Source organism: Bradyrhizobium sp. JR4.1 (assembly GCF_040548605.1).
GTDB classification, from domain to species: domain Bacteria; phylum Pseudomonadota; class Alphaproteobacteria; order Rhizobiales; family Xanthobacteraceae; genus Bradyrhizobium; species Bradyrhizobium canariense.
This window is the reverse complement of sequence record NZ_JBEPRY010000017.1, coordinates 116,975-140,515: the sequence shown is the minus strand read 5'-3', so window position 1 is coordinate 140,515 and position 23,541 is coordinate 116,975. Positions and strand designations below refer to the sequence as shown.

Genomic DNA, 23,541 nt, shown 5'->3' with positions numbered 1-23,541 from the left:
TCAGGCGCGCACCGCCGCAAGTCCCGGCACTGCGGCGAAGCCGGCCTTGGTAGCATAGCCGCGCACGATCGCCTCGCGCTGGGAATAGCTCAGCACGTTGTCGACATTGTCGAAACCATCAGGCGCGAGCTGCTCGACGGCGTCGATGACGCCCTCGGGACCGCCGCGCCGGTTGGAGCGGACGATGTCCGCGGTCATGGGCAGGCGCTTCTTCTCGTATTCAAGCAACGCCTGGCGCGGATGCTCGGCGCGCACCAGCGCGTCTGCGAGGCAGCGCGCATCGAGGATGGCCTGCGAGGCGCCATTGGAGCCAACCGGATACATCGGATGCGCGGCGTCACCGAGCAGCGTGACTCGGCCGGACGACCAATAGGGCAATGGATCGCGGTCGCAGGTCGGATATTCGTAGAACTCGGGCGTGGCGGAGATCAGGCTCTTCACGTCGACATAGGGCACCGAGAAGCGCGCGACATGCGGCATCAACTCCTCGCGCCGGCCCGGCCGCGACCAGTCTTCCTTGCGCGGCGGCGGGGCATTGCCCTCGCCGACCCTCACCAGCACCGCCCAGTTGGTGAGACGGCTCGCCGGGCTCGATCCCTCCGCGATGGGATAGATCACAACCTTGGCGTTGAGCCCGCCGGCCACAATCATCGACTTGCCGGTGAGGAATAGCGGCCAATCCCGCGCACCGCGCCACAGCATCAGGCCGTTCCAGCATGGCGGCCCCTCGCTCGGGAACAGCGTGTCACGGACCCGCGAATGGATGCCGTCGGCACCAATCAGGATGTCGCCGCGCGCGGTATGGATGTGCGCGCCTGAGCGGTCGAAGAAGTAAGCGGTGACGCCGCTCTCGTCCTGCGTGAAGGCGCCGAGGCGGCAGCCGGTGTGGATGGCCTCCGGCCCGAGCCGCTCCTCGACGGCGCGATGGATGACGCCCTGAAGGCGGCCGCGGTGGATCGAGAATTGCGGCACATCGTGGCCGGCGTCGATGCCGCGAGCCTCGCGCCAGACTTCCTGGCCGTGACGGTTGAGGTAATAGAGCTGGTCGGTGCGGATCGCGACATCGTCAAGCTGCTGGAGCAGACCGAGGCCTGCCAGCTCGCGCATGGCGTGGGGCAGCGTATTGATGCCGACGCCAAGCTCGCGGATGGTGTCGGACTGCTCGAAGATCTCGCAAGCGAGGCCCCGCGAGCGCAGCATCAATGCGGTGGTGAGACCACCGATACCGCCACCGACGATAATCGCCTTCATCGCCCTCACTCCACTCGGTACACACCAGGCAATGCGGCCAAAGTCGCACGGGCGGTCACTCCGCCGCAAGCGGCTTTGTCGCCTCCGCCTTGAGCTCGGCTCGGGTCTTGGGCTTAGCCTTAATTCTCAGCTCCTCGAGATCCTGCCGGTCGCGCACGCTGTTGCGGAAAATCTGATCTTTTCCGGGAAGGTATTGCGGCGGACAGAACGCGTCGTCCGCTCCGTACCAGGCCGCCGCCCTCATGGTGAAGGAGGGATCGACCAGATGCGGCCGCCCGAGCGCGACGAGGTCCGCCCGGCCGGCAGCCAGGATGGTGTTGGCCTGGTCCGCCGTCGTGATGTTGCCGACACACATCGTGGCCACGCGCGCCTCATTGCGGACCTGGTCGGAGAACGGCGTCTGGAACATGCGGCCGTAGATCGGCTGCGCATCGCGCACGGTCTGCCCGGTTGAGACGTCGACGAGATCGACGCCGGCTTCGGCAAACGCGCGCGCGATCGCCACCGCATCGTCGCCGCCGATGCCACCCTCGGCCCAGTCGGTCGCGGAAATGCGCACGGACATCGGCTTGTGCGACGGCCATACGGCCCGCAGCGCCTCGAAGATTTCGAGCGGAAAGCGCAGGCGGTTTTCGAGCGAGCCGCCATACTCATCCGTGCGGGTGTTCGTCAGCGGCGAGATGAAGCTCGCAAGCAGATAGCCGTGGGCGCAGTGCAGTTCGAGCATGTCGAAGCCACAGCGTTCGCCGCGCTCAGCCGCCGCGACGAAAGCATCTCTCGCGGCGTTCATGCCGACCCGATCGAGCTCGCGCGGAACCTGGCTGTCGGGGAAATAGGGCAGTGGAGACGCCGAAAACACCTCCCAGCCGCCCTCCTCGAGCGGACGATCCATGCCGTCCCACATCAGCTTGGTCGCACCCTTGCGCCCGGCGTGCCCCAGTTGGAGGCAGATTTTTGCGGCTGAATTGGCATGGACGAAATCAACGATGCGCCGCCAGGATGCCTCCTGCTCGTCATTCCACAGTCCTGTGCAGCCGGGCGTGATGCGCGCGTCGCGGGCAACGCAGGTCATCTCCGTGAAGATGAGGCCGGCACCGCCGATCGCACGCGATCCATAATGCACCAGGTGGAAATCGGTCGGCACGCCCTCCTTCGCCGAATACATGCACATCGGCGACACCACGGCGCGATTGGCGATCTCCATCTCGCGCAGCCGGAAGGGCTGGAACAGCGGCACCATCGGGTTCTCGGTGTCGACGTCGAAGCCGCTGTCACGAACACGCTTGGCAAATGATCTTTCGACCTCCGCCACGAAGTCAGGGGCGCGAAGCTTCAGGTTGTCATAGGTGATCGCCTTCGAGCGCGTCATCACGCCGAAGGCGAACTGCACGGGATCGAAATCCCAGAAGCGGTCGACATGCTCAAACCAGACCAGCGAGACGTCGGCGGCGTGCTGCGTCTTCTCGACCTCTTCGCGGCGGCCGTGCTCATAGACGTCCAGCGCCGCTTTGATGCTGGGCGCCTTCTCCATCGCCTCAGCCAGCGCGATCGCGTCTTCCATTGCGAGCTTGGTGCCCGAGCCGATCGAGAAATGCGCGCTCGCCTTGGCGTCGCCGAGCAGGACCATGTTGTCCTTGACCCAGCGCTTGCTGCGGATCATCGGGAAATTGCGCCACGTCGAGCGGTTGGTGAGCAATTGGTGCCCGTCGAGGAACCAGCCGAAGATCTCGGCCATTCGCGCAGCAGACTGGGTCTCGTTCAGCCCTGTCAGCCCGGCGCGTTCGAAGGTCTCCGGATCGGTCTCGAAAATCCAGGTCGAGTGTCCGGCTTCATATTGATAGGCATGGGCGATGAACGGGCCCCACTCCGTCTCCTGGAAGATGAAGGTGAAGGCATCCAGCGGCCTGGTCGAGCCCATCCAGGCGAACTTGTTGGTACGGAGGTCGACTTCCGGCGCGAAATGATCGACATATTTGTCGCGGAAGCGGCTGTTGATGCCGTCCGCGACCAGGATCAGATCGGCTTCGGCGAAGCGGGATTCGTCCTCGACGTCTACTTCGAAATTCAGGACGACGCCCAGTTCGCGCGCGCGCGCCTGGAGGATCAGGAGCAGCTTCTGCCGCGAGCAGCCGCAAAAGCCGTTGCCGCCGACCCGATGAACCGTTCCGCGGAAGTGGACGGCGATGTCATCCCAGTAGGCGAATTCCTGGGTGATGCGGCGATAGCTCGGAAGGTCGTGCTTCTCGAAATTATCGAGCGTGGCGTCCGAGAACACCACGCCGAAGCCGAAGGTATCGTCGGCGCGATTGCGCTCGTACACCGCGATCTCAGCGCTCGGTCGCTGCTTCTTCAGCAGGATTGCAGCGTAGAGACCCGCAGGTCCGCCACCGATGATCGCGACTTTCATGGGAGCCTCGCCAATTCAACCCGCCGAAACTATTTTAAGCCTAAAATAATTTCGCGCAAGTCCCCATTGCGGCAGGCCGGCGGCAAAGCCCGGCTTAATCGCCCCTGAAGACCGGCTTGACCTTGTTGGCAAAGGCCTCGAAGGCCCGTTCGAAATCGGCGGTCGTCATGCACAGCGCTTGAGCAACGGCTTCCGCCTCGATCGCCTCCTCCACCGACATCGCCCATTCCATGGCCAGCATCCGCTTGGTCATGGTGTTGGCAAACGTCGGTCCCTCCGCGATTTGCTTGGCCAGCACTTGTGCCTGGGGCAGCACCTGCTCCGACGTGAGGATACGGCTGAAGAAGCCCCAGCGCTCACCCTCCTCCGCGGTCATGAACCGGCCGGTGTAGAGCAACTCGGAGGCGCGGGACTGTCCGATGATCCGCGGCAGGATCGCGCAGGCGCCCATGTCACAACCGGCAAGGCCCACCTTGTTGAAGAGGAATGCAACCTTGGCTCCGCTCGCCGCAAGCCGCATGTCCGACGCCATGGCGATGATCGCGCCCGCCCCGGCGCAAATGCCTTCGACCGCGGCAACGATCGGCTGCGGACAGGCCCGCATCGCCTTGACGAGGTCGCCAGTCATCCGTGTAAACGCCGTCAGCCCCTTGGTGTCCATCTTCACGAGCGGACCGATGATCTCGAACACATCGCCGCCGGACGAGAAATTGGCACCAGCGCCGGTCACGACGATGGACTTGACCGCATCGTCGAAGGCGCAGGCGCGAAAGAAATCGGTGAGTTCGCGATAGCTCTCGAAGGTTAGTGGATTCTTCCGTTCCGGACGATTGAGCGTGACGGTTGCAACACCATCGACGACGGCCAGCAGGAAGTGCTGCGGCGAATAGTCCGCAAGCGGTAAGGTCACGGGATTGGCTGGTCTGCTCATGCGATCTCCTTGGCTTCCTTGCTCCGCGCCTTGGCCAACGCGCGCTAAATCTCACCACCGGCAACAGCGATTGCCTGCCCGGTGATTGCGCCGGCGCCCTCGCCGCACAGCCAGAGCACGGCATCCGCGACCTGCTGCGGCGAGATCAATCTCCCCTGCGGATTATGTTTCGCGAGCTCGGCAATGGCCTGCTCGCGGCTGCGTCCCGTCTTTTTCATGATGTTCTCGATGCTGCCGGCGACGAGATCCGTGTTGGTGAAACCGGGACACACCGCATTGATGGTCACGTTGCTGGCAGCCATCTCTAGTGCAAGGGACCGCACGAGACCGACCACAGCGTGCTTGGCCGCGGTGTACGCGCTGACATAGGCATATCCCTTGAGCCCCGCCGTCGACGCGATGGCGACGATCCGGCCATAGGGACGATCCTTCATGCCCGGAAGCACAGCGCTGACAGCATGGACCACGCCCATGAAATTGACGTCCATCATGCGCGCGAACAGGGCACTGTCGGATTTGGCGAACGGCGCGGACTCGGCGCTTCCCGCGTTGGCGATCAGGATATCGATCGGCTGCCGCGCACTCGCTTGAGCGATGGCGGCTTTCAATGAGGTTTCGTCCGAGACGTCGGCGACGGCCGCAAAATGGGCAGCTCCTGCGCTGACTGCGTCCTCGAGTGTGGCAGCATCCCGCCCAAGGACGGTCACAGTAGCACCGGCCTCGACGAGCGCTGCTGCGATGGCCCGACCGATGCCGCGACCGCCACCGGTCACCAGCGCGTGCGGCGAATGCGGTAATCCGGACATGCGCTGGCTTCCTTGCATTCTGCTGATCGCCCTCTCGATATATTTTAACCTTCAAACTTTTGCAAACAAAGCGCGACTCGGCCCCGCGAACAACCGTACTCCGACGACCGGCCTGAAAATTGCTTTAAGTATAAAATTATCTCTTCCCATCCCTCACAGGCCTGTTAGCATCGAAGAGCCAAGCAAAAGGATGTCGCGTGTCGCAGCCTGCGCCAATGATAACAAAGGACGGCCGCTTCGCCTATGAAGCAGCGGGCGATCCGGGCGGGACACCTCTGATTTTCCTGCATGGCATCGGCGGTGCGGCACGGGCCTGGCGGCAGCAGCTTGCCACATTCGGCGACCGCTTCCACGCGATTGCATGGGACATGCCTGGCTATGGCGGCTCGGCGCCGCTCGCCAGCGTCAGCATCGCTGCCCTGGCGGATGCGCTCCAGCAATTCATCGAGCAGCTTGGTGCGAGTAGGCCGATTCTGGTCGGCCATTCCATCGGCGGCATGATCGTCCAGAAATGGCTGGTGCACTCCCCAAACCTGGCGCGCGCGGTCGTGCTGGCGCAGACCAGCCCGGCCTTCGGCAAGGCCGACGGCGATTGGCAGAAATCGTTTATCGCCGCACGGCTCGGGCCGCTCGATCGCGGCGAAACGATGAAGTCGCTGGCGCCCTCTCTGGTGAAGGAACTCGTGGGCGACGATCCCGATCCCAAGGGAATTGAGGTTGCGCGCGAGTGCATGGCAAGCGTGCCCGAGGCGAGCTATCGCGCCATGATGCTGGCCTTGATCGGCTTCGACCAGCGCAGCACCCTCAAGGACATTTCCATCCCGACGCTGCTGCTGTCCGGCTCCAAGGACAACAACGCGCCAGCGCCAATGATGGCGAAGACGGCGAGCTACATTCCCTCGGCGGAATATGTCGAGCTCGGGGCTGTGGGCCATCTCGCCAACCTGGAACGCCCCGATGCCTTTAACGAGGCCCTCGGCCTCTTCCTGAATTCCGTCGCGATCAAAACTTAAGGTGACTGCGCAATGACCATGCAAGTCAGCAAGACCATCGGCGCGACTGACAAGGTCGCGCTGGATGCGCCGATCTTCGATCCCGTCGCATTCCGACTGAGCGACGAGCAGGCCGGCATCATCGCGCGGGCGCGCGAGATTGGCCAGAGCGTGTTCGCCGGCCGCGCCGCGACTTACGACCGCGAAGCGATCTTCCCGTCTGAGAATTATCGCGACCTGCATCGCGTCGGCCTACTCGGTATTGCCATCCCCAAGAAACATGGCGGGCTCGGGGCGAATTATCAAACTTACGCACTGGCGGCAGCCGAAATCGGCCGGTATTGCGGCGCGACCGCGCTCACCTGGAACATGCATGTCTGCTCGACGCTGTGGTCGGGCCCGCTCGCCGACGATCTCGACATGGATGCTGAAACCCGCGCCGAGCACGAGCAGCGACGTGCAGTCCACTACAAGCGTATCGTCGAGGACGGCGCGATCTATTCGCAGCCTTTCTCGGAGGGCGGTGCGGCAGCGGCAGGCGGCGTCGCTTTCGGCACGGAAGCGAGGCCGGTCGAGGGCGGCTGGATCGTCAACGGCAAGAAGATCTTTGCATCACTCTCCGGTCATGCGGATTATTACGGCGTTCTCTGCACCGAGATCGAGGAAGGCGAGAAGGCTTCGCGCCGCAATACGCTTTACCTCGCCATCCCTGCGAAATCGGAAGGCGTTTCGGTCGTCGGCGACTGGGACCCGCTCGGCATGCGCGGAACCGTCTCGCGCACGCTGCTGTTCAAGGACGTGTTCGTGCCGGCAGATTCGGCGCTGATGCCGCGGGGCGTCTATTTCCAGGCCGCGATGCGCTGGCCGCACATGTTCCTGACGTTGTCGCCGACCTATATGGGCCTTGCTCAAGCCGCCTATGACTTCACCCTGCGATATCTGCGCGGCGAAGTGCCGGGCATGCCGCCGGTGAAGCGCAGGATGTATCCGACCAAGCAGATTGCGGTCGCGCAGATGCAGATCAAGCTCGAGCAGATCAAGGCGATCTGGTTCCAGGCGGTCACCGAGGCGCGCGCCAATCCGAGCAAGGAGCAGGTACTGCGTGCCTATGCCGCGCAATATTCCGTGATGGAGGGCGCCAATGAGCTCGCCGCGCTCGCGATCCGTACCTGCGGCGGACAGGCCATGCTCCGCTCGCTGCCGCTGGAGCGGATCTATCGCGACAGCCGCTGCGGCTCGCTGATGTTGCCCTGGACAGCCGAGCTCTGCCTCGACCGGATCGGGCGCGAGGCGCTGTACGAGGCCGGCGAAACGGACGACTGACGGTGGATCTCTGCAGTCTGATCGATCGCAACGCGGCGTTCGCGCCAGACAAGACAGCCATCGCCTTCGAGGGCGAACGGTTGAGCTATGCGGCATTCGCTGCACGGATCGAGCGGACGGCGGCGACATTGAAGCAGGAACTCGGCGTCGGTCGGGGCGACCGCGTTGCGATCCTCAGTCTGAACCGGCCGGACTATCTGGTTCTGCTTTATGCCTGCGCGCGACTCGGCGCGATGCTGGTGCCCCTGAACTGGCGGCTGGCTATCGCCGAGCAGCTTTTTATCCTCACCGATGCCGGCGCCAAGGTCCTGGTCCTCGAGCAGGCATTTGAGGGGGTACTCGCCGAGCTTGAGGGGACCGCAATTGTCGGGCTCGATTTCGAGCCGCCGCGCGGCACGACGTTCGAAAACCTGTTAGCTCGGTGCCGGGGCACCGGCCGCAACCCGCACACTGATCTCTCCTGTCCGCTCCTCATTGTCTATACATCAGGAACGACCGGACGGCCCAAAGGCGCGGTGCTGCGCCAGGAGGCATTGTTCTGGAACGGCGTCATGAGCCAGCACATGCACAACATGACGTCCGATGACCATGTGCTGACGCTGCTGCCGTTTTTCCACGTCGGTGGCCTCAACATCCAGACCACGGCGGCGCTCCAGCTGGGCGCGACGGTCACGGTTCACGCACGCTTCACGCCGGACACCGCGCTTGCAGCCATCGAACGGGACCGGCCGACCTTGACCGTGATGGTGCCGGCGATCATCCAGGCGGTGAGCGAGCATCCCGCCTGGGCTACGACCGACCTTTCGTCACTCAAAGCCGTCGCGACCGGCTCGACTATCGTGCCGCCGCATCTGATCGACCGCTTCGTGGCGCGCGGCGTATCCGTGCTTCAGGTCTACGGCTCGACGGAAACTTGTCCCATCGCAGTCTACACCCGGCTTGGTGGCGATCTCTCGCGCGCGGGATCGACCGGACTTGCCGGCCTGTGCTGCGAAGCGAAAGTGATTGATCCCGCCGGCAACGAGGTGCCGGCGGGCGCGCCGGGCGAGATCGCGGTGCGCGGCCCCAACGTGTTCTTCGAATATTGGGGCAATGCGGACGCCACGCGCGATGCGCTGCATGACGGCTGGTATCGTACCGGCGATATCGGCCTGTGCGACGCGGACGGCTATTTCTGGGTGCGTGACCGCAAGAAGAACATGATCATTTCCGGCGGCGAGAACATCTATCCGGCGGAGGTCGAACGCGTCCTGCTCGAACATCCCGATGTCAGCGAATGCGCCGTGATTGGCCGGCCCGATCCACGCTGGGACGAGGTGCCCATCGCCTACGTGATCCGGCGATCCGACTGTCGACTGGAAGCAGACGCGTTGAAAGTCCATCTTCAGGCCCAACTCGCTCGCTACAAGGTTCCGCGCGACATCGTTTTCGTCACCGACCTGCCGCGCACGGCGCTGGGCAAGGTCCAGCATTTCCTGCTGAAGCAGCTTGATGCGCAATCGCGCACCCAAGGAGAAGCATCTTGAAGATTGCGGTTCTGGGTGGGGGAAACGGCTCTTTCGCGGCCGCGGGCGATTTCGCGCTGTCGGGACATGAGGTCCGGCTCTGGCGCCGCGACGCGGATCAGGTCGCGGCACATCGCGCCGCCGGCGCGCGTATCCTGGTGAAGGATCATAACGGCGGTCACGACGTCAAGCTCGCGCTGGTCACGGCCGGCATCGCCGAAGCGGTCAATCGCGCAGAGCTGATCCTCTGTCCCGCCCCCGCCTTCGCGCAGCCTGATATTGCGCGCCTGCTTGCTCCACATCTGCGGGATGGCCAGGTCGTGTTTCTGCCGCCGGCGACCTTCGGCTCGATGATCTTCGCCCAGGCTGCGCGGGATTCCGGCAACCACGCCAAGGCGAGCTTCGCCGAGACCGGGACCTTGCCCTGGCTCACCCGCAAGCACGGGCCGTTCGAGGTCGCGATCACCATCCGCGCCAAGCGACTGCCGGTCGGCGTTTTCCCGCTCGATCAGGCGCCGCGCGCACTTGCGGTGATTGGACAGGCGTTCCCCGGCGCAATCGAGCCGTGCGGAGATGCTCTCTCCGGTGCGCTAATGAACGCAGGCCCGATTATCCATCCGCCCCTGATCGTGATGAATGCTGGCCCGATCGAGCATTTCGAGAAGTGGGACATCCACAAGGAAGGAACGCAAGCCGCGATTCGCCGGGTCACCGACGCGCTCGATGCCGAACGGATTGCCGTGCGTGAGGCGCTCGGATATGGCGCACCGCATTTTCCGCTCGCCCATCATTATGCCAAGGAAGGCGAGATCTGGATGTATGGCCGCGGCTCGCATGACCGGCTGACCGATTCCGGTGACTGGCGCGAGCGGATCGTGCTGACCGAGCACCGCTACATGAGAGAAGATTTGCGGCTTGGGCTATCGCTGCTGGTCTCCGTCGCCGGCCTGGCGGGCGTGGCTACGCCGCTGGCCAAAGCATTCCTGGCCATTGGCGGCGCAGTTTGCGGTGAGGATTTCGCGCAAGGCGGCCGAACCCTCGAGACGCTGGGGCTCGGCAATCTCGATAAGGCCGCTTTGCAGACGCTTCTTCGCAGGGGATTTTGACCGATGACCAGCCGAGCCATCATCGCCTGTCTCGGCGCCGGCCGCATGGGCCGCGGCATCGCCGTCGCGTTTGCCTACGCGGGGCATACGGTCACGATGATCGACATCAAGGACCGCTCGGCGGAAGATTTCGCCAGGCTGGAGGCAGATGCTCTCGGCGAAATCAGGAAGACCTTTGCCAGCCTGTCGAAGCTGGGGCTACTGACCGAGGCGGATGTCGACCCGCTCATTGCGCGGGTCTCGGTGGTGCCGGCCAGCCAGAGCGATGTGGCACTGTCCGATGCGGGAATAATCTTCGAAGGAGTCCCCGAAGTCGTCGAGCTCAAGCGGAAGGTGCTGGGGGCGGCCTCACAACAAGTCGGCCCCGATACGATCATCGCATCGACGACGTCGACCATCCTCGTCGACGACCTCTCAGGCGCGATCGTGAATCCCCGCCGTTTCCTCAATGTGCACTGGCTCAATCCGGCATATCTGATTCCGCTGGTGGAGATTTCGCCCGGCAAAGCCACAGATCCCGCTGTCATCGACGAGGTCAAGGCGCTACTCGAAGGCATCGGCAAGGTGCCGGTGGTCTGCGCGGCGACACCAGGCTTCATCGTCCCGCGCATCCAGGCGCTGGCGATGAACGAGGCCGCGCGCATGGTCGAGGAAGGCGTTGCCAGCGCAGAAGACATCGACAAGGCGATCCGCTACGGCTTCGGCTTCCGCTACGCCGTGCTCGGGCTGCTCGAATTCATCGACTGGGGTGGCGGTGATATCCTCTACTACGCCAGTCGCTATCTCGAAGGCGCACTCGGCAGCGACCGCTATCGTGCACCGGAGGTCATTTCGCGGAACATGCAGGAGGGCCGGATCGGCCTGCGCACAGGTGCAGGCTTTCTCGATTATTCAGGCATGGACATCGACGCCTATCGGGCAAAACGGCTTCAGGCCATGGTCGACCTGCTTCGGCACTTTGACCTGGCGCGGCCACCGGTGCTCGATCGCGGTTAGCCGAAGACGTCCTGCAGCACCCCGTCACGCACCACCGCCACGCCATCGAGCTCGATCGTCGTCCCCATCATCGGCAGGTCGAAATGGCCCGCCGTGTAGCGGCCGGCGAATTCGTTGGCACCGGTCGAGAACAGGAAGTTGCCGGAGACGGCACGAATTTCCGTGCCGTTGGTGTCGCGCTGATCATACATCGACAGCGCCTCGTAGCGCGCGGCCGGGTTCATGCCGAAACCGACATGCGATACCGCATAGGCTTCCCGATCGCCCCAGGCGGCAAGGTAGGCGCGCATCATTGCGGCATCGGTGCCCTCGCCTTCCAGCTCGACGACATAATCGTCCTTCAGCGTCATCTTTACCGGCGACGTCAGGTAACGCTTGAAGGTCAGGTTGATGTCGCCGGGCGCCATCACCAGCGTGCCATTGATCGTTCCGCTCTTGGGGAAGCTGACGACGATGCCGCCGGGCCAATGCGCCAGCGTCCCGGGCTTGTCGGTCCAGCCCCACACGCCGACCGTGGAAGCTCCGACCATGTCGACGTCGAGCGCCGTGCCGGCTTTTGACGTCACCCGCATCCGCTTGGTCCCGCGCAGCATCTTTGCCGCTGCGCGAACGCGCCTCTCGAGCGCGGGATCCGGCACCATCCGCTCCAGCGCCTCGGGATGCTCGTTGGAGATCACCAGGATACGCGCGCCGGCTTTGAGGATCTCGGGCGTTTCCACCGCATGCATCAGGCCCTCGATGGTGCAATCCACCACGAAGCCGGCTTGTTGAAGCGCGGTGATCACCGGGCCGAGCCGCTGGATCGCCTCGCTTGCCCCTGTCGAGCGCACCGGAACGATATTCCGGTTACGCGGGGTCGGCATGACCACGTGAAACGGTCGCGCGCCCATCCGCAGCAGCGCGAGCTCCGCCAGATGAACATTCAACGCACGTGACTGGGTTTCCGAGAGGATCGCCGCGGTATCGCCGACCTTGACGGCGCATCGCTCAAAAATCTCGCAAAATGCGTCGATCCATTTTGCCTCGATGCGATCAGCCAGCATGGTATACTCCCGGTCTTCCTGTTTCTTCTTCGTCAGTTCATGCTTCGGGGAAACCCCGCAGCAGATACGCGCGCACTGCCCCCAGCAGGCCATTGAGGATCAGGCCCAGCAGCGAGATCGTGATCAGCGGCACGAACATATCGACGGCCTGAAAGGTCCGGGCCGCCGTGACGAGGACATGTCCGAGCCCGTCGCTCGACGTGATCATCTCGGCCAGAAACACCACGATGCAGGAAATGACAAGGCCGATCCGGCAACCGGTCAGGATCGACGGCATCGCGGCAGGCAGCACCACCTTGAACAGGATCTCATAGCGCGGCGTTCCCGCCGCCATGGCCGACCAGATCAGTTTCTGCTCCACCGTCGACGCGCCGTAATAGGTAGACAAGAGAATGGGAAAGAGTGCATCCGCCGCGACCAGCGTGATCTTCGATCCGTGACCGAAGCCGAGCAGCAGCAGCAATGCTGGATAGAGCGCGACCTTGGGCAAAGGCGCGAGCACGCGCACAATCGGCCGAACCACGGCGTTGATAGCCGGACTGGCAGCGGCGGCGATGCCGATGCTGACACCGAGCACGACCGCGATCGCGAAGCCGGCAAACAGCCGGAGCAGGGTCGCCGCGATCTCCTGCTGGAACGTCCACGTGACGAGTTGCTGAAGCAGCCTGCTGAAGACATATCCCGGCGGCGGCAGCAAGACCGCAGGCGCAAAACCAAATGACACAAGGCCTTGCCACAGCGCGATCACCAGCACGATCGGCGCGAGCCCAAGAATAATGCTAGTGGAGCGAAGCTGCGGGATCATGAGAAGCTCAGCGGCATGTCGAACTGCGGTTCGGACCAGCGCACCAGCCTTGCGCGGACCCGCTCGAACATCGCATCGAGGCAAATTCCCATCGCGCCGACGATGATGATCATCGCAAAAACGGTATCGTATTGGCCCATGTCGAGGGCATTGAACAGGATATTGCCGGCGCCGGACTGACGGGCGATCATCTCGCTGGTAATCATCGTGATCAGCGCCAGCACGAGTCCGGTGCGGCAACCGGTCAGAATTTCTGGAAGCGCCGCCGGCAGTACGATCCGGACCAGCCGCTGCGCAGGCGAAAGCCCCATCGCGGCGCCCGACCACAGCATCTTCTCTTCCACCGCCTTGGCGCCCTCGAAGCTGTGATAGATCACGGGCAGGCTGACGCCGAGAAAGATCACCAGCGTCTTCGTGATGTCACCGACGCCCAGCCACAGCATGATGATCGGCATCAAGGCGGCCTTCGGCACCGGGTAGATCACCATCAGGAGCGGATTGAAGAACGCCGCGACGGCCCGGCTGCGGCCCATCAACAGGCCGAGCGGGATCGAAACCGATACCGCTATGCCAAACCCGACCGCCATGCGGCGGAGCGAGGCCAGGATGTTGATCAGAGCTTCCTTGTCTCCGAGGATGTCCGGGATTGCACGGATCGCCTCGATCGCCGTCGGGAAGCTGTCGTTCTCGAGCGCGAGTGACGCAACCTGCCATGCCGCCAGAAGCCCGATACAGGCAAACACCGGAGCGGCACGCTTGCCCAAGGCCGCCAGCGACGTCACGACCGCGATCCCGTCTCGTCGACCTCGTCGAACATGCGCTCGATATCGACAACGTATTTCTGGTACCGTGGATCGAGCAGCAGCTCGCTGCGGCGGCGCGGCCGCGGCAGATCGATGTCGATGACCTCGCGGATGCGGCCGGGCGATTTCGACATCATCACGACCTTGTCCGAGAGGAAAACCGCTTCGTCGACCGAATGCGTGACGAACAGCACCGTTTTGCGATCACGCTCCCAGATGTTCAACAGATCGTTCTGCAGCCGCGTTCGCGTGTGAGCATCGAGCGCGCCAAACGGCTCGTCCATCAACAGAACCTCAGGATGGTAAGCCAGCGTTCGAGCCAATGCCACACGCTGCTTCATGCCGCCGGACAGCTCCTTGGGATAGAAGTCCTCATAGCCCTTGAGCCCGACCATTTCGATCAGGGCCCGGCTCTGTGCTTCCGCCTCGGTGGTGCGCACGCCCTGCTGGCGAGGGCCGTACATCACATTGCCCAGCACGGTCTTCCACGGAAACAACGCGAATTCCTGGAATACCGGACCGCGATCCGGCCCTGGTCCCGTGATCGTCCGTCCCCTGATCTTCGCTGAGCCGCTGGTCGGGCTGACGAAGCCGCCGACGACGTAAAGCAATGTCGACTTGCCGCAGCCCGACGGACCAAGGATGGAGACGAAGGCTCCCTCCTCGATCGCCAGAGAGATGTCCGATAGCGCCACATGGTCCTTGCGCGCTGAGGTCTGAAATACCTGCGAGACGCTCTCGATCTCGATGATTGCAGAAGCCGGTTTTTGCGGCGTCACCGGTCTCACCCATCCGCTCGATCTCGAAGGCACTACCTTCATCCCGTCTCACTTCGTTCGCGCGCGAACCCTGCGCAACAGACACGCTGAATGTCCTCCGTCAGCGGCACCAGCTTAGCAAGAAACTTGCCAGACCACGCGCTGTTTTCGGGCAAGTGCGCCGCGTCATCCGAACCAGGGCCATTCTGCGGGCCCCTCATGCGTCACGGCCCCGCCCGGTGCCTGGCCAACCAATCGGGCATATTTCGCCAGCGCACCGGCACGGTGACGAGGCGGACGCGGCTTCCAATCGTGTCGGCGAGCCGTGAGTTCCTGCTCGTCGACCAGCATATCCATCCGCCGATTTGCCGCATCAATCCGGATCCTGTCGCCATCGCGAACCAATGCCAGCGGACCGCCGACGAAGGCCTCGGGAGACACATAGCCGATGCACATTCCGCGGGTGGCGCCGGAGAAGCGTCCATCCGTGATCAGGGCCACCTTCTCGCCCATGCCCTGGCCGTAGATCAGCGCGGTGACGCCGAGCATCTCGCGCATGCCGGGGCCGCCCACCGGCCCTTCATTGCGGATCACAAGCACATCGCCCGCCCTGTAGCTGCGGTCGCGAACCGCTGCGACACAAGCTTCTTCGTCTTCGAAGATGCGCGCTACGCCTTCGAACAACTGGCTCTTCAGCCCGGCGACCTTGATCACCGCACCATCAGGGCAGAGGTTTCCCTTCAGCACTGCCACACCGCCGTCTGGCATGATCGGCGCGCGAGCCGCGTAAACGACCTCTCCGTCAGGAGCATTGGCGGCGCTATATTCTTCGGCAAGTGTACGGCCCGTGATCGACAGGCAACTGCCATCAATATGCCCGCTCTGGATCAGCTCCCGGATCACCACGGCAGCGCCGCCGATATCGTAGACATCCTTTGCCGTATATTTGCCTCCAGGCCGCAGGTTTCCGATCAGCGGCGTCCTGGCGAAAACCTCGCCGACATCATCGATCGTGAATGCGATCCCGGCCTCGTTCGCGATCGCCGGCAGATGCAGCGCAGCATTGGTCGAACCGCCCGTAGCAGCCACGATCGCCGCACCATTTTCCAGGGATTTCCGCGTCACGACGTCGCGCGGCAACGGCCCGCCGCGCTCCAGCATCTCCATGATGAGGCGCCCGGCCCGCCTGGATATCTGCGCGCGCTCGGCATAGACACCTGGCACCATCGACACGTTGGGAATGGTGAGGCCCAACGCCTCCGACACCATGCCCATGGTGTTGGCAGTGAATTGGCCGGCGCACGCGCCGATGGTCGGCAGGCAGGCCCGCTCAATCCGCTCGAGCGTGGCACCGTCGATCTCTCCGGTCATGAAGCTGCCGACAGCCTCATAGGAGTCGAGCACGGTGAGGGTCCGCCCGTCTACGCGGCCCGGCAGCGCGCTGCCGCCATAGATGAAAATGGACGGGACGTTGCACCGGACCATGCCCATTATCACGCCGGGAAGCGTCTTGTCGCATCCGCCGTAACCGATCAACGCATCGTAAGCGAGACCATGGACGACGGCTTCGATCGAATCGGCAATCAGCTCCCGCGAAAACAGGGAGAACTTCATCCCCTCGTGATTCATGCTGATACCGTCGGAAACCGACACGGTCGAAAACTCGCGCGGCGTACCGCCGGCCTCCTCGATTCCCGTCTTGGCCGCCGCGACCTGAAAGTCGTGCGTCATGTTGCAGGGTGTCTGTTCGCCCTTCATGCTGACGACGCCGACCATCGGCTTGGCAATCGCAGCGTCGTCGAGCCCCATGGCGCGCATGAACGCGCGGTGCGGAGCCCGGTCGAGGCCATCCGTCGTGATCCGAGATCGGAGCTTCTTCATACGTGCATCTTCTTCATGCAACGTCCCGGATCATCCTGGACGCCGCGACCTTCTCGCTCGGTTCAGTCGCCCGATCGCCTATTGCAGCGGAGCGACGATCGTCGAGTGCTTGAATTGCGCGACATCCAACTTTGGCAGCATCCCTGTCTCCGCGTAGATGTCCAGCATCTTCTGGATCGCGGGGAAATTCGGTGCCGCGCCCGGATCGCGGCCGAAATCATTGTCCTTGAGCAGATAGGTCTCGAGAACCGGAATAGGTGCCTTCAGGACTTCGTTGACAACCTTCAACGTCTCTTCGCGGTTCGCCAGCGCTTTCTTCATGCCAGAGGTAATGTCACGCACGTAAGCCTTGACCAGTTCCGGGTTCTTGTCGACGAAATCGGCACGGCAGGCTTCCAGGATGTGCACGATGTTCGGCATCGCCTGCGACAGCGAGAACAGTTTGCGCGTGCCGCCCTTTGCCTCCGCGCGCGCGGCAAACGGCTGGTTCATGTTGACCGCATCGACGCGGCCCTGCCGCAACGCATCTTCGGAGACGGCAAAGCCGACCTCGACCAGCTTGATGTCCTTGGCCGGATCGATGCCGTTCTGCTTCAGCAACAGATTGAACGGGCCCTGGGTGCCGCCGCCGATCACGGAGATCCCGACCGTCTTGCCTTTGAGATCGGCGATCGTCTTGATCGGGGAGTCGTCCATGACAGCCCAGTAGACCGAGAAACCACCGGCCTTCTCGAAGACGTGCTGCGCCACGATGTAGGCCTTGAGGTTGCCGCCAACCACGCCATTGGCGAGCGACAGCGGTGCCTGCGTCGCGCAATCCAGCGCGCCGGCCGCCAAGGCCTGCGTCATCGGAGCGGTGCCCTGAAACTGGGTCCATTCGATGTTGTAGGCCTTGCCGATGTTGGGAAACTCAGCCGGGCGGCGCATCATCCAGTATTTGGATTCCTCGGCCGGAATCGTCCAGCCGACACGAATTGTCTGCTGCGCCCATGACGAGCCTGCGCTCGCGCTCACGGCCGCTGCCGCCCCCAAAGCCAGGATCCACTTCGAAACGGTTCGCATCGTGCCCACTCCGCTGCCCAGGCGCCGACCGGCGCCATCCAACCCGACCGCGGCAAATGTTTCATGGTTCAAACAATCAAGCAAGCCATGCAGGCCGGGCGGTTTCGTCGTGGGATACACCATGTATGGTAATGCAACGTCGCGCGGCGTCGCGGAGCGACAGATGGAGGCAACCTATGGCTGAAGGGAGCAAGACAAACCCGCAAGGCGTCGAGCGGCTCGGCTATCTTGGCCTTGGACTGATGGGGACGCCAATGAGCCGGCGACTGCTCAAGGCCGGCCATCAGGTCACTGTCTGGAACCGTTCGGAAGGGAAGATGGCCGCGCTCGTCGAAGCCGGTGCCAGGCGCGCAGCCAGCCCACGCGACTTGATGGAGAACTCGGACATCGTCTTCATGTGCGTGACAGATGCGGCTGCCGTGGAAGAGGTGATCTTCGGGGCCGAGGGCATCTCAACTGCGCCCGGCGCGGGCAAGCTCGTGGTCGACTTCTCGTCGATCCATCCTGATGCCGCACGGGACCTTGCAACGCGATTGTTAGCGGCGAACGGCGCGGGCTGGATCGATGCGCCGGTCTCCGGTGGTACCAAGGGCGCCGAGGAAGGCACGCTTGCCATCATGGCCGGCGGAAAAGCAGGCGATATCGAGCGGGTCCGCCCCTACGTGCACGCTATGGCACGAAGGTTCACCCACATGGGCCCGACCGGCGCCGGCCAGACCACGAAGCTATGCAATCAGGTGATCGTCGGATGCGCGATGGCTGTTCTTGCGGAGGCAACACGCCTTGCCGTGAACGCCGGAATCAATGCCAACCGGTTGCCCGAAGCACTCGCCGGCGGCTTCGCGGACTCCATTCCGTTGCAGCTGTTCGTGCCGCGGATGGCCCAGGGCATTCACTCACCGCCGCTTGGTCACATTGCGACAATGCTCAAGGACCTCGATACCGTCGCCGATGTCGCGCAGACGACGTCGACGCCGGTGCCCATGGCCTCGCTCGCAGGACAACTTTTCAGGCTCGCCAAGGCCGCGCGAGGCGCGGACGCGGATGCGCTCGAAATCTACAAGCTTTCGGCAGGGCGCGCCGAACCGTCCAGCGCGAACTGAAGCACGCTTGCTGTGACTGCTTGCGCTAGCCGTCGGCGAGAAATCGGCCGAACGCGCCGCGCGCGAAGAGCAGCGGCTCCTTCGTATTGTACGTATAGGCCTCGACTGCACCGAGAAAGATCACGTGGTCGCCGCCGTAATAGCGATTGACTGAGCGGCATTGAAAATTGGCCACGCTCTCGGCGAGCACCGGCGCGTTGCCGAGGCCCGGCGTCCACTCGACACCGGTGAACTTGTCATCAGACGATTTGGCGAATTTGCTCGCCAGCGCCTGTTGCGAAACGCCAAGAACGTTGACCGCGAAATGACTGGCGTTCTGGAAGATGGTCAGGCTAGAGGAATAGACGACCAGGCTCCAAAGAACCAACGGCGGATTCAGCGAGACCGAGGCAAACGAATTGCACGTCAGGCCATAGGGCTTGCCGTCGGGAGCCGCGGCCGTGATGATCGTCACCCCCGTGGCGTAGGTGCCGAGCGCGCTGCGAAAATCGCGGGGATCGATCGGCGAGCTGTCGCTCGCGAGTTCGTTGGCCGGATCGGGAACGGCCGGCTGCTTCGGCAGATCATTCATCGGCCGGCCTCACAGCGTGAGATTCTCGGACGGCAGCCCCAGCGCCACGCGTCCATAATTGGTCCCGGCTGCATCGAAATTGAACGCGAGATGCGAATTGATCGCGTGCGCATCGCGGAACTGCCGCTGCAACGCGCCCGTCGTAAACAGGCCCCGTGCTCCGCTCGCGGCAAACAGCATCGACACCGCATCCGTGCAGAAGTTTACTGAAAAAGCGCCGTCGCGCCGATATCTGGTCTTGGTCGCCATATCGGGGATATGACCCCGCCTTGCATCCGCCATGGCATTCAGACAGGCCGAGCGCATGATCAGGCGTGCGGCGTCGATCTTCGCCGAGGCCTCGGCGATCTTGATCTGGGTGCTTTGAAAGTCGCTCAGCCTGGCGTGGTTGTAGGTGGAAATGCGATGACGGACGACCTCCGCATAATCGTCGAGGCATGCCTGCGCGTTTCCCAGCGCGACGCCGGACAGGACGTAGGGAAACAGCGAGAATACCGGGAGCGCATACAGCGGGTTGGGATTGAGCTTGCTTCCCGGAGTCGGCCCACCGTCAAGATCGCCGACCGCGACCGTCATATCGTCGGGCACGTAAGCGTCCCTGACCTCCACGTCGCAAGACCCTGTCCCGCGCAGTCCCGCGACATTCCAGGTGTCGAGGACCTTGTAGTCGGCTTTCGGCAGCAGAAATATCCGATACTCGATGCCGTCCGCCTCATCGTCGGAGTAGACCACGCTTGCAAGCATGTTCCATGCACAGGAGGCAACGCCCGAGGAGAACGGCCAGCTGCCATGGAGCCGGTATCCGCCCTCGACTCTCGTGGCACGTCCGGCCGGAAAAATGAACGAGGACGCGATCAGCGCGTCCGGATCACGGGCCCAGACCAGATCCTGCGCCGTCGGCTCGAACATGCCGAGCATCCAGTGATGGCTCGCCAGATTGGCCAGATTCCAGGCCACCGAGGCGTCTGCTTGTCCGAGCAGGTCCGCGCAATCGATTAAGGCGACATAATCGAGTTCTGCGCCGCCAATGCGCTTCGGCTGAAGCATCCGGAACAGGCCGGCCTCGTGCAGATCCTGCTCAGTTTCCGGCGGCAAATGCCGCAACTCCTCCGTCCGCGCCGCCCGCTCTCGCAGCCGTGGGACGAGCGCCCGGGCCTTCGCGATCATTGCCGCATGGGCAGGTTCATCGGATTGCACCGCCGCGGGCCGGCCCACGCTCGGCTCTTGACCAGGCGCCATTCGTATCCCTCGCTTTCATGCATTTATGCGGCTGGAACATCGCCAAATCAAGCGGATGCAGCGCTAGGGCGCGATTTGCACGTTCCAAGGGAACGCCCTGCTTGGGTTCAAACCTGCTCCGATGGCTTGCCCGATCCAAAAGCCCCCTTTTGATTGAACTCCGAGATCCGAAGATTGTCGTATCCGAGCGTATCACGCAGGACGTCGTTAGTATGTTCGCCCAACAAGGGGGCAGCCACGGGATTGATCGCTCCCGTCAAGCTCATACTGATCGGCGGCTCGATGTTCGGGATCCACTCTGCCGTACGATGTGGAATCCGGTTCAAGCGATGGCGCTCTCGCGCCTCCGGTGCATTGAACCCCTCCTCGACCGTCCGCAGATAGCCGACCGGTATATTGGCCAGCTTCATCTTGGTCATCCAGTTTTCGAGAGTATCGCTCGCGAAGACCTCCGCGATGGCTGCCCGCAGAAGCTCCTTGTTCTCGGAACGCGCCTTGCGCGAGGCAAACTGCGGATCGGTGATCAGATCCGGCCGGTTCAGCACCTCAACAACCAGCCGACGATAGAGCCGGTCGTTCGCGCAGGCCATGTAAAGCGGTCCATCGGAGGCCTCGTACACGCCGACGGTAGGAGAGCCACTCGGCGAATTGCCAAACCGGCCGGGATTTTCGCCGTTGATCAGATAGGCCATGCCATAGAAGCCGGTCATGCCCATAGCGACGTCGAACAGGGCGACCTCGACATGCTGGCCGCGACCGAGCCGATCCCGCGCCAACAGCGCCATCAGGATGGCGTTGCAGGCAGACATCCCCGTCGCCATATCTACGATCGGCGGGCCGGTGCGAACCGCCGGGCCATCAGCAAATCCGTTGAGCGACATGAAGCCGCTTTCCGCCTGCGTGATCGGATCAAAGCCGGGACGCGAGGCAAACGGTCCGGTGCGCCCGTAGGCGGAGATCGAGCAATAGACTAGCCGCGGATTGAGTGGCGCAACACTTTCATAGTCCAGCCCAAATTTCTTCATGATCCCGCTGGAGAAGTTCTCGACGACCACGTCGGCCTTGCGAATCAAATCCAGCGCGATCTCACGAGCCTCCGGCACGGTAAGGTCAAGCGCGATGCCACGCTTGTTGCGATTGAGGCTCAGATAGGCAGCACTCTCCCCACCGATCTCGGCGTGTTCATACGCACGCGTGTCATCGCCCCCGTCTGGATTCTCGATCTTGATGACGTGCGCGCCGAAATCAGCAAGCGTCTGCGTACAAGCCGGGCCGGCAACCACACGCGTGAAATCGACGACCAGCAGACCATCGAGCGCGGTAGGCGCGCCCGTCGCCCGCGACGAACGTTCCGGCAATTGAGGCTTGGTGGGCATCGACGGCGCTCCCTTACATCGGCTTATGGTTGCCGAATTTCCCGCAGGAGCAAACTTAAAGCCCGGCACCGCCGACTTCGCAAGTCCTTCGCCCGCATCGCTTCAATACGCAATAAGGGCCCGGCAGCTGTCAAGCTGCCGGGCCCTTGAACGTTCCGTGTTGCGCTTCATCTCGCGCGAACCATTTTTACGTTGCGTGAATCTCGTTCCGCACCACGGGAAACCTGGCTCCATTCGTTCAGCGAAGCCGCTTTCGCCAGTAAAGCGTATGCGGCCAAGCCCAGGGCACATGGGGTTCGAAGAGCCGATAGCCCCCCGGATGAAGTTATTGGCAGACACCGGATTGTCCGTCGTATCCGAGACGATGCTGTCCCATCCAATACGCCGTGCCCTTGCCTCGATCACCCGCATCAGCCTGCATTGGAGGTCACGTCCCCCGGTGCCGCTGCAACACACCGACCCTGGAGAAATAACCGCCATTTCGGATGTGCGTTGACGGCACGACACCGGCGAAGGCTACCGGCTCATCGCCGTGATAGGCAAGCCACCACGCCCCTAACTTGAATTGTGGCAAGGGAGCCGCATCGAAGAACGTCAACCGATGAAGGTCGGCCAATGTATCGGCGATGTCGTCGTCGGATGCATCGACAATGCGAATTTTGTACATGAGACGGTCCGTTGGCGAAGGATGACGCGAGTGGAATGCAGCAATGTCGTCGCGGCTGAAGCTCACTTGCCGAGCACGAACTTGACGCTTAGCCCAACCACGCCCATCAGGCCGGTGGCGATCACCGTAATCACGGCCTTGAGCGTGTAGCTCTGCGCCTGCTCCACGCTCCTTCGCCATCGGCGAAGGTGCTGAAAATCCGCCCTTAGCTCTTTTCGATCGTCATCGTCTATTCCGAAAGACGCCAGCACCGATGCTACTGTCCGCAATACGATGGCATCGATGTTCGCCTGCTGAAGCCTGTGTTGCTCGGCCAGCGTCTCGGCAACGATCGCCCTGACTTCGTCATCTGCCATCTTCACCGCTTGATGATCCTCTCAATGTTCTCGAAGCCGCGCTTGGCGAAGTAGGAGACAACCAGATTAGCTCCGGAGACCGCAGCGGCGCGAGCACTGGCCCAGCGCCGCGGCCCGGCACGTTCGCGCGTGCGCGGCCAGCGATGGTACGGCCGGCGGCGCACCAGGTTTGGCGAGTGCGTAGCCGCAACGCGCCGCCACCGTCCGATCTTGATCGAGACGAAAAAAAACCGCGGCGGAAGATTTCCGCGCGGGTGAACCAAACTCGTTTCGATGATGCCATTCCGCCAGTGTTTTCGCAGACGTGTCAAACGAACGAATTCGCTTAAGCCGCGTTAGGCGATCAGGAGGGCCGGCAGATGACACTCAAGACGACCTCACAAAACACGTCGCCAAATCTTCCTGGACGAAAGCCGCGCAGCGACAAGGAGCGGGACACGCAAGAAGCCGTCGTTGAGGACGCCGGCGACATGCAGGACAAGGACTGCGATCTCGTGAATGGCGAGGGCGGCCCTATCGACCTTCCCACCAAACCCGGCGATTTGTCGAAGGACGATTAG

Annotated in this window: 21 protein-coding genes and 1 pseudogene; 7 read left to right on the top strand and 15 right to left on the bottom strand. The window is 63.0% G+C overall.

What is annotated here, in order from left to right; all coding sequences use genetic code 11:
* The 4 genes from ABIB90_RS28385 to ABIB90_RS28370 all read right to left on the bottom strand — a co-directional run bounded on the left by ABIB90_RS28385 (window position 1) and on the right by ABIB90_RS28370 (window position 5,395).
* Complete coding sequence (locus ABIB90_RS28385; RefSeq protein WP_007601579.1) at window positions 1–1,251, bottom strand: flavin-dependent oxidoreductase; 1,251 nt, start codon at window positions 1,249–1,251, stop codon at window positions 1–3.
* A 55-nt stretch (window positions 1,252–1,306) separates the two neighbouring features.
* A complete protein-coding gene (locus ABIB90_RS28380; protein WP_354201745.1) occupies window positions 1,307–3,658 on the bottom strand; it encodes a bifunctional salicylyl-CoA 5-hydroxylase/oxidoreductase in 2,352 nt (783 codons plus the stop codon).
* A 94-nt stretch (window positions 3,659–3,752) separates the two neighbouring features.
* Window positions 3,753–4,589 (bottom strand): enoyl-CoA hydratase family protein, encoded by an 837-nt coding sequence (locus tag ABIB90_RS28375; protein WP_007601577.1) that lies wholly within the window; start codon window positions 4,587–4,589, stop codon window positions 3,753–3,755.
* Between the two features lie 44 nt (window positions 4,590–4,633).
* The gene (locus tag ABIB90_RS28370; RefSeq protein WP_007601576.1) at window positions 4,634–5,395 is read right to left on the bottom strand and encodes an SDR family NAD(P)-dependent oxidoreductase; all 762 of its coding nucleotides are present in this window, start codon (window positions 5,393–5,395) and stop codon (window positions 4,634–4,636) included.
* Between the two features lie 215 nt (window positions 5,396–5,610).
* On the opposite strand from ABIB90_RS28370, the gene ABIB90_RS28365 reads away from it, so the two are divergent.
* The 5 genes from ABIB90_RS28365 to ABIB90_RS28345 are packed head-to-tail and all read left to right on the top strand — an operon-like array spanning window position 5,611 to window position 11,317.
* Window positions 5,611–6,408: an alpha/beta fold hydrolase gene (locus tag ABIB90_RS28365; RefSeq protein WP_354201743.1), complete on the top strand. Its 798-nt coding sequence runs from the start codon at window positions 5,611–5,613 to the stop codon at window positions 6,406–6,408.
* A 12-nt stretch (window positions 6,409–6,420) separates the two neighbouring features.
* Window positions 6,421–7,710, top strand: a complete 1,290-nt coding sequence (locus tag ABIB90_RS28360; protein ID WP_007601574.1) for an acyl-CoA dehydrogenase family protein — start codon at window positions 6,421–6,423, stop codon at window positions 7,708–7,710.
* A gap of 2 nt (window positions 7,711–7,712) precedes the next feature.
* On the top strand, window positions 7,713–9,236 hold the full coding sequence (locus ABIB90_RS28355) for a class I adenylate-forming enzyme family protein (RefSeq protein WP_354201742.1): 1,524 nt from the start codon (window positions 7,713–7,715) through the stop codon (window positions 9,234–9,236).
* Window positions 9,233–10,321 (top strand): NAD/NADP-dependent octopine/nopaline dehydrogenase family protein, encoded by a 1,089-nt coding sequence (locus tag ABIB90_RS28350; RefSeq protein WP_354201741.1) that lies wholly within the window; start codon window positions 9,233–9,235, stop codon window positions 10,319–10,321. Before ABIB90_RS28355 ends, ABIB90_RS28350 begins: the two co-directional genes overlap by 4 nt.
* A gap of 3 nt (window positions 10,322–10,324) precedes the next feature.
* Window positions 10,325–11,317, top strand: a complete 993-nt coding sequence (locus ABIB90_RS28345) for a 3-hydroxybutyryl-CoA dehydrogenase (RefSeq protein WP_354201740.1) — start codon at window positions 10,325–10,327, stop codon at window positions 11,315–11,317.
* On the opposite strand, the gene ABIB90_RS28340 is transcribed toward ABIB90_RS28345, so the two are convergent.
* The 6 genes from ABIB90_RS28340 to ABIB90_RS28315 form a co-directional block, all read right to left on the bottom strand.
* Window positions 11,314–12,360 carry a 2,5-dihydroxypyridine 5,6-dioxygenase NicX family protein gene (locus ABIB90_RS28340; protein ID WP_354201739.1) on the bottom strand — a complete coding sequence of 349 codons (1,047 nt, stop codon included), beginning with the start codon at window positions 12,358–12,360 and terminating at the stop codon, window positions 11,314–11,316. The two genes, ABIB90_RS28345 and ABIB90_RS28340, sit on opposite strands and share 4 nt — an antisense overlap.
* A gap of 37 nt (window positions 12,361–12,397) precedes the next feature.
* Window positions 12,398–13,165, bottom strand: coding sequence for an ABC transporter permease (locus tag ABIB90_RS28335; RefSeq protein ID WP_354201738.1), 768 nt, complete (start codon window positions 13,163–13,165; stop codon window positions 12,398–12,400).
* On the bottom strand, window positions 13,162–13,947 hold the full coding sequence (locus tag ABIB90_RS28330) for an ABC transporter permease (protein ID WP_354201737.1): 786 nt from the start codon (window positions 13,945–13,947) through the stop codon (window positions 13,162–13,164). The genes ABIB90_RS28335 and ABIB90_RS28330 overlap by 4 nt, the downstream gene beginning before the upstream one ends.
* On the bottom strand, window positions 13,944–14,789 hold the full coding sequence (locus tag ABIB90_RS28325) for an ABC transporter ATP-binding protein (RefSeq protein ID WP_219682400.1): 846 nt from the start codon (window positions 14,787–14,789) through the stop codon (window positions 13,944–13,946). The genes ABIB90_RS28330 and ABIB90_RS28325 overlap by 4 nt, the downstream gene beginning before the upstream one ends.
* Window positions 14,790–14,912: 123 nt before the next feature.
* The gene (gene ilvD, locus ABIB90_RS28320) at window positions 14,913–16,607 is read right to left on the bottom strand and encodes a dihydroxy-acid dehydratase (protein ID WP_354201736.1); all 1,695 of its coding nucleotides are present in this window, start codon (window positions 16,605–16,607) and stop codon (window positions 14,913–14,915) included.
* A gap of 78 nt (window positions 16,608–16,685) precedes the next feature.
* A complete protein-coding gene (locus ABIB90_RS28315) occupies window positions 16,686–17,669 on the bottom strand; it encodes an ABC transporter substrate-binding protein (RefSeq protein ID WP_027566680.1) in 984 nt (327 codons plus the stop codon).
* A 131-nt stretch (window positions 17,670–17,800) separates the two neighbouring features.
* On the opposite strand from ABIB90_RS28315, the gene ABIB90_RS28310 reads away from it, so the two are divergent.
* On the top strand, window positions 17,801–18,772 hold the full coding sequence (locus ABIB90_RS28310; protein WP_354201764.1) for an NAD(P)-dependent oxidoreductase: 972 nt from the start codon (window positions 17,801–17,803) through the stop codon (window positions 18,770–18,772).
* 25 nt (window positions 18,773–18,797) lie between these two features.
* On the opposite strand, the gene ABIB90_RS28305 is transcribed toward ABIB90_RS28310, so the two are convergent.
* The 5 genes and pseudogenes from ABIB90_RS28305 to ABIB90_RS28285 all read right to left on the bottom strand — a co-directional run bounded on the left by ABIB90_RS28305 (window position 18,798) and on the right by ABIB90_RS28285 (window position 22,987).
* Window positions 18,798–19,343: a flavin reductase family protein gene (locus tag ABIB90_RS28305; RefSeq protein ID WP_354201735.1), complete on the bottom strand. Its 546-nt coding sequence runs from the start codon at window positions 19,341–19,343 to the stop codon at window positions 18,798–18,800.
* Between the two features lie 9 nt (window positions 19,344–19,352).
* Window positions 19,353–20,582, bottom strand: coding sequence for an acyl-CoA dehydrogenase family protein (locus ABIB90_RS28300; RefSeq protein WP_354128498.1), 1,230 nt, complete (start codon window positions 20,580–20,582; stop codon window positions 19,353–19,355).
* 107 nt (window positions 20,583–20,689) lie between these two features.
* Window positions 20,690–21,958: a CaiB/BaiF CoA transferase family protein gene (locus ABIB90_RS28295; protein WP_354201763.1), complete on the bottom strand. Its 1,269-nt coding sequence runs from the start codon at window positions 21,956–21,958 to the stop codon at window positions 20,690–20,692.
* A gap of 238 nt (window positions 21,959–22,196) precedes the next feature.
* Window positions 22,197–22,625, bottom strand: a pseudogene (locus ABIB90_RS28290) (GNAT family N-acetyltransferase).
* A 62-nt stretch (window positions 22,626–22,687) separates the two neighbouring features.
* Window positions 22,688–22,987, bottom strand: coding sequence for a hypothetical protein (locus ABIB90_RS28285; RefSeq protein WP_219682395.1), 300 nt, complete (start codon window positions 22,985–22,987; stop codon window positions 22,688–22,690).
* Between the two features lie 353 nt (window positions 22,988–23,340).
* Between ABIB90_RS28285 and ABIB90_RS28280 the strand changes: the two genes are divergently transcribed.
* A complete protein-coding gene (locus ABIB90_RS28280; protein ID WP_007601553.1) occupies window positions 23,341–23,541 on the top strand; it encodes a hypothetical protein in 201 nt (66 codons plus the stop codon).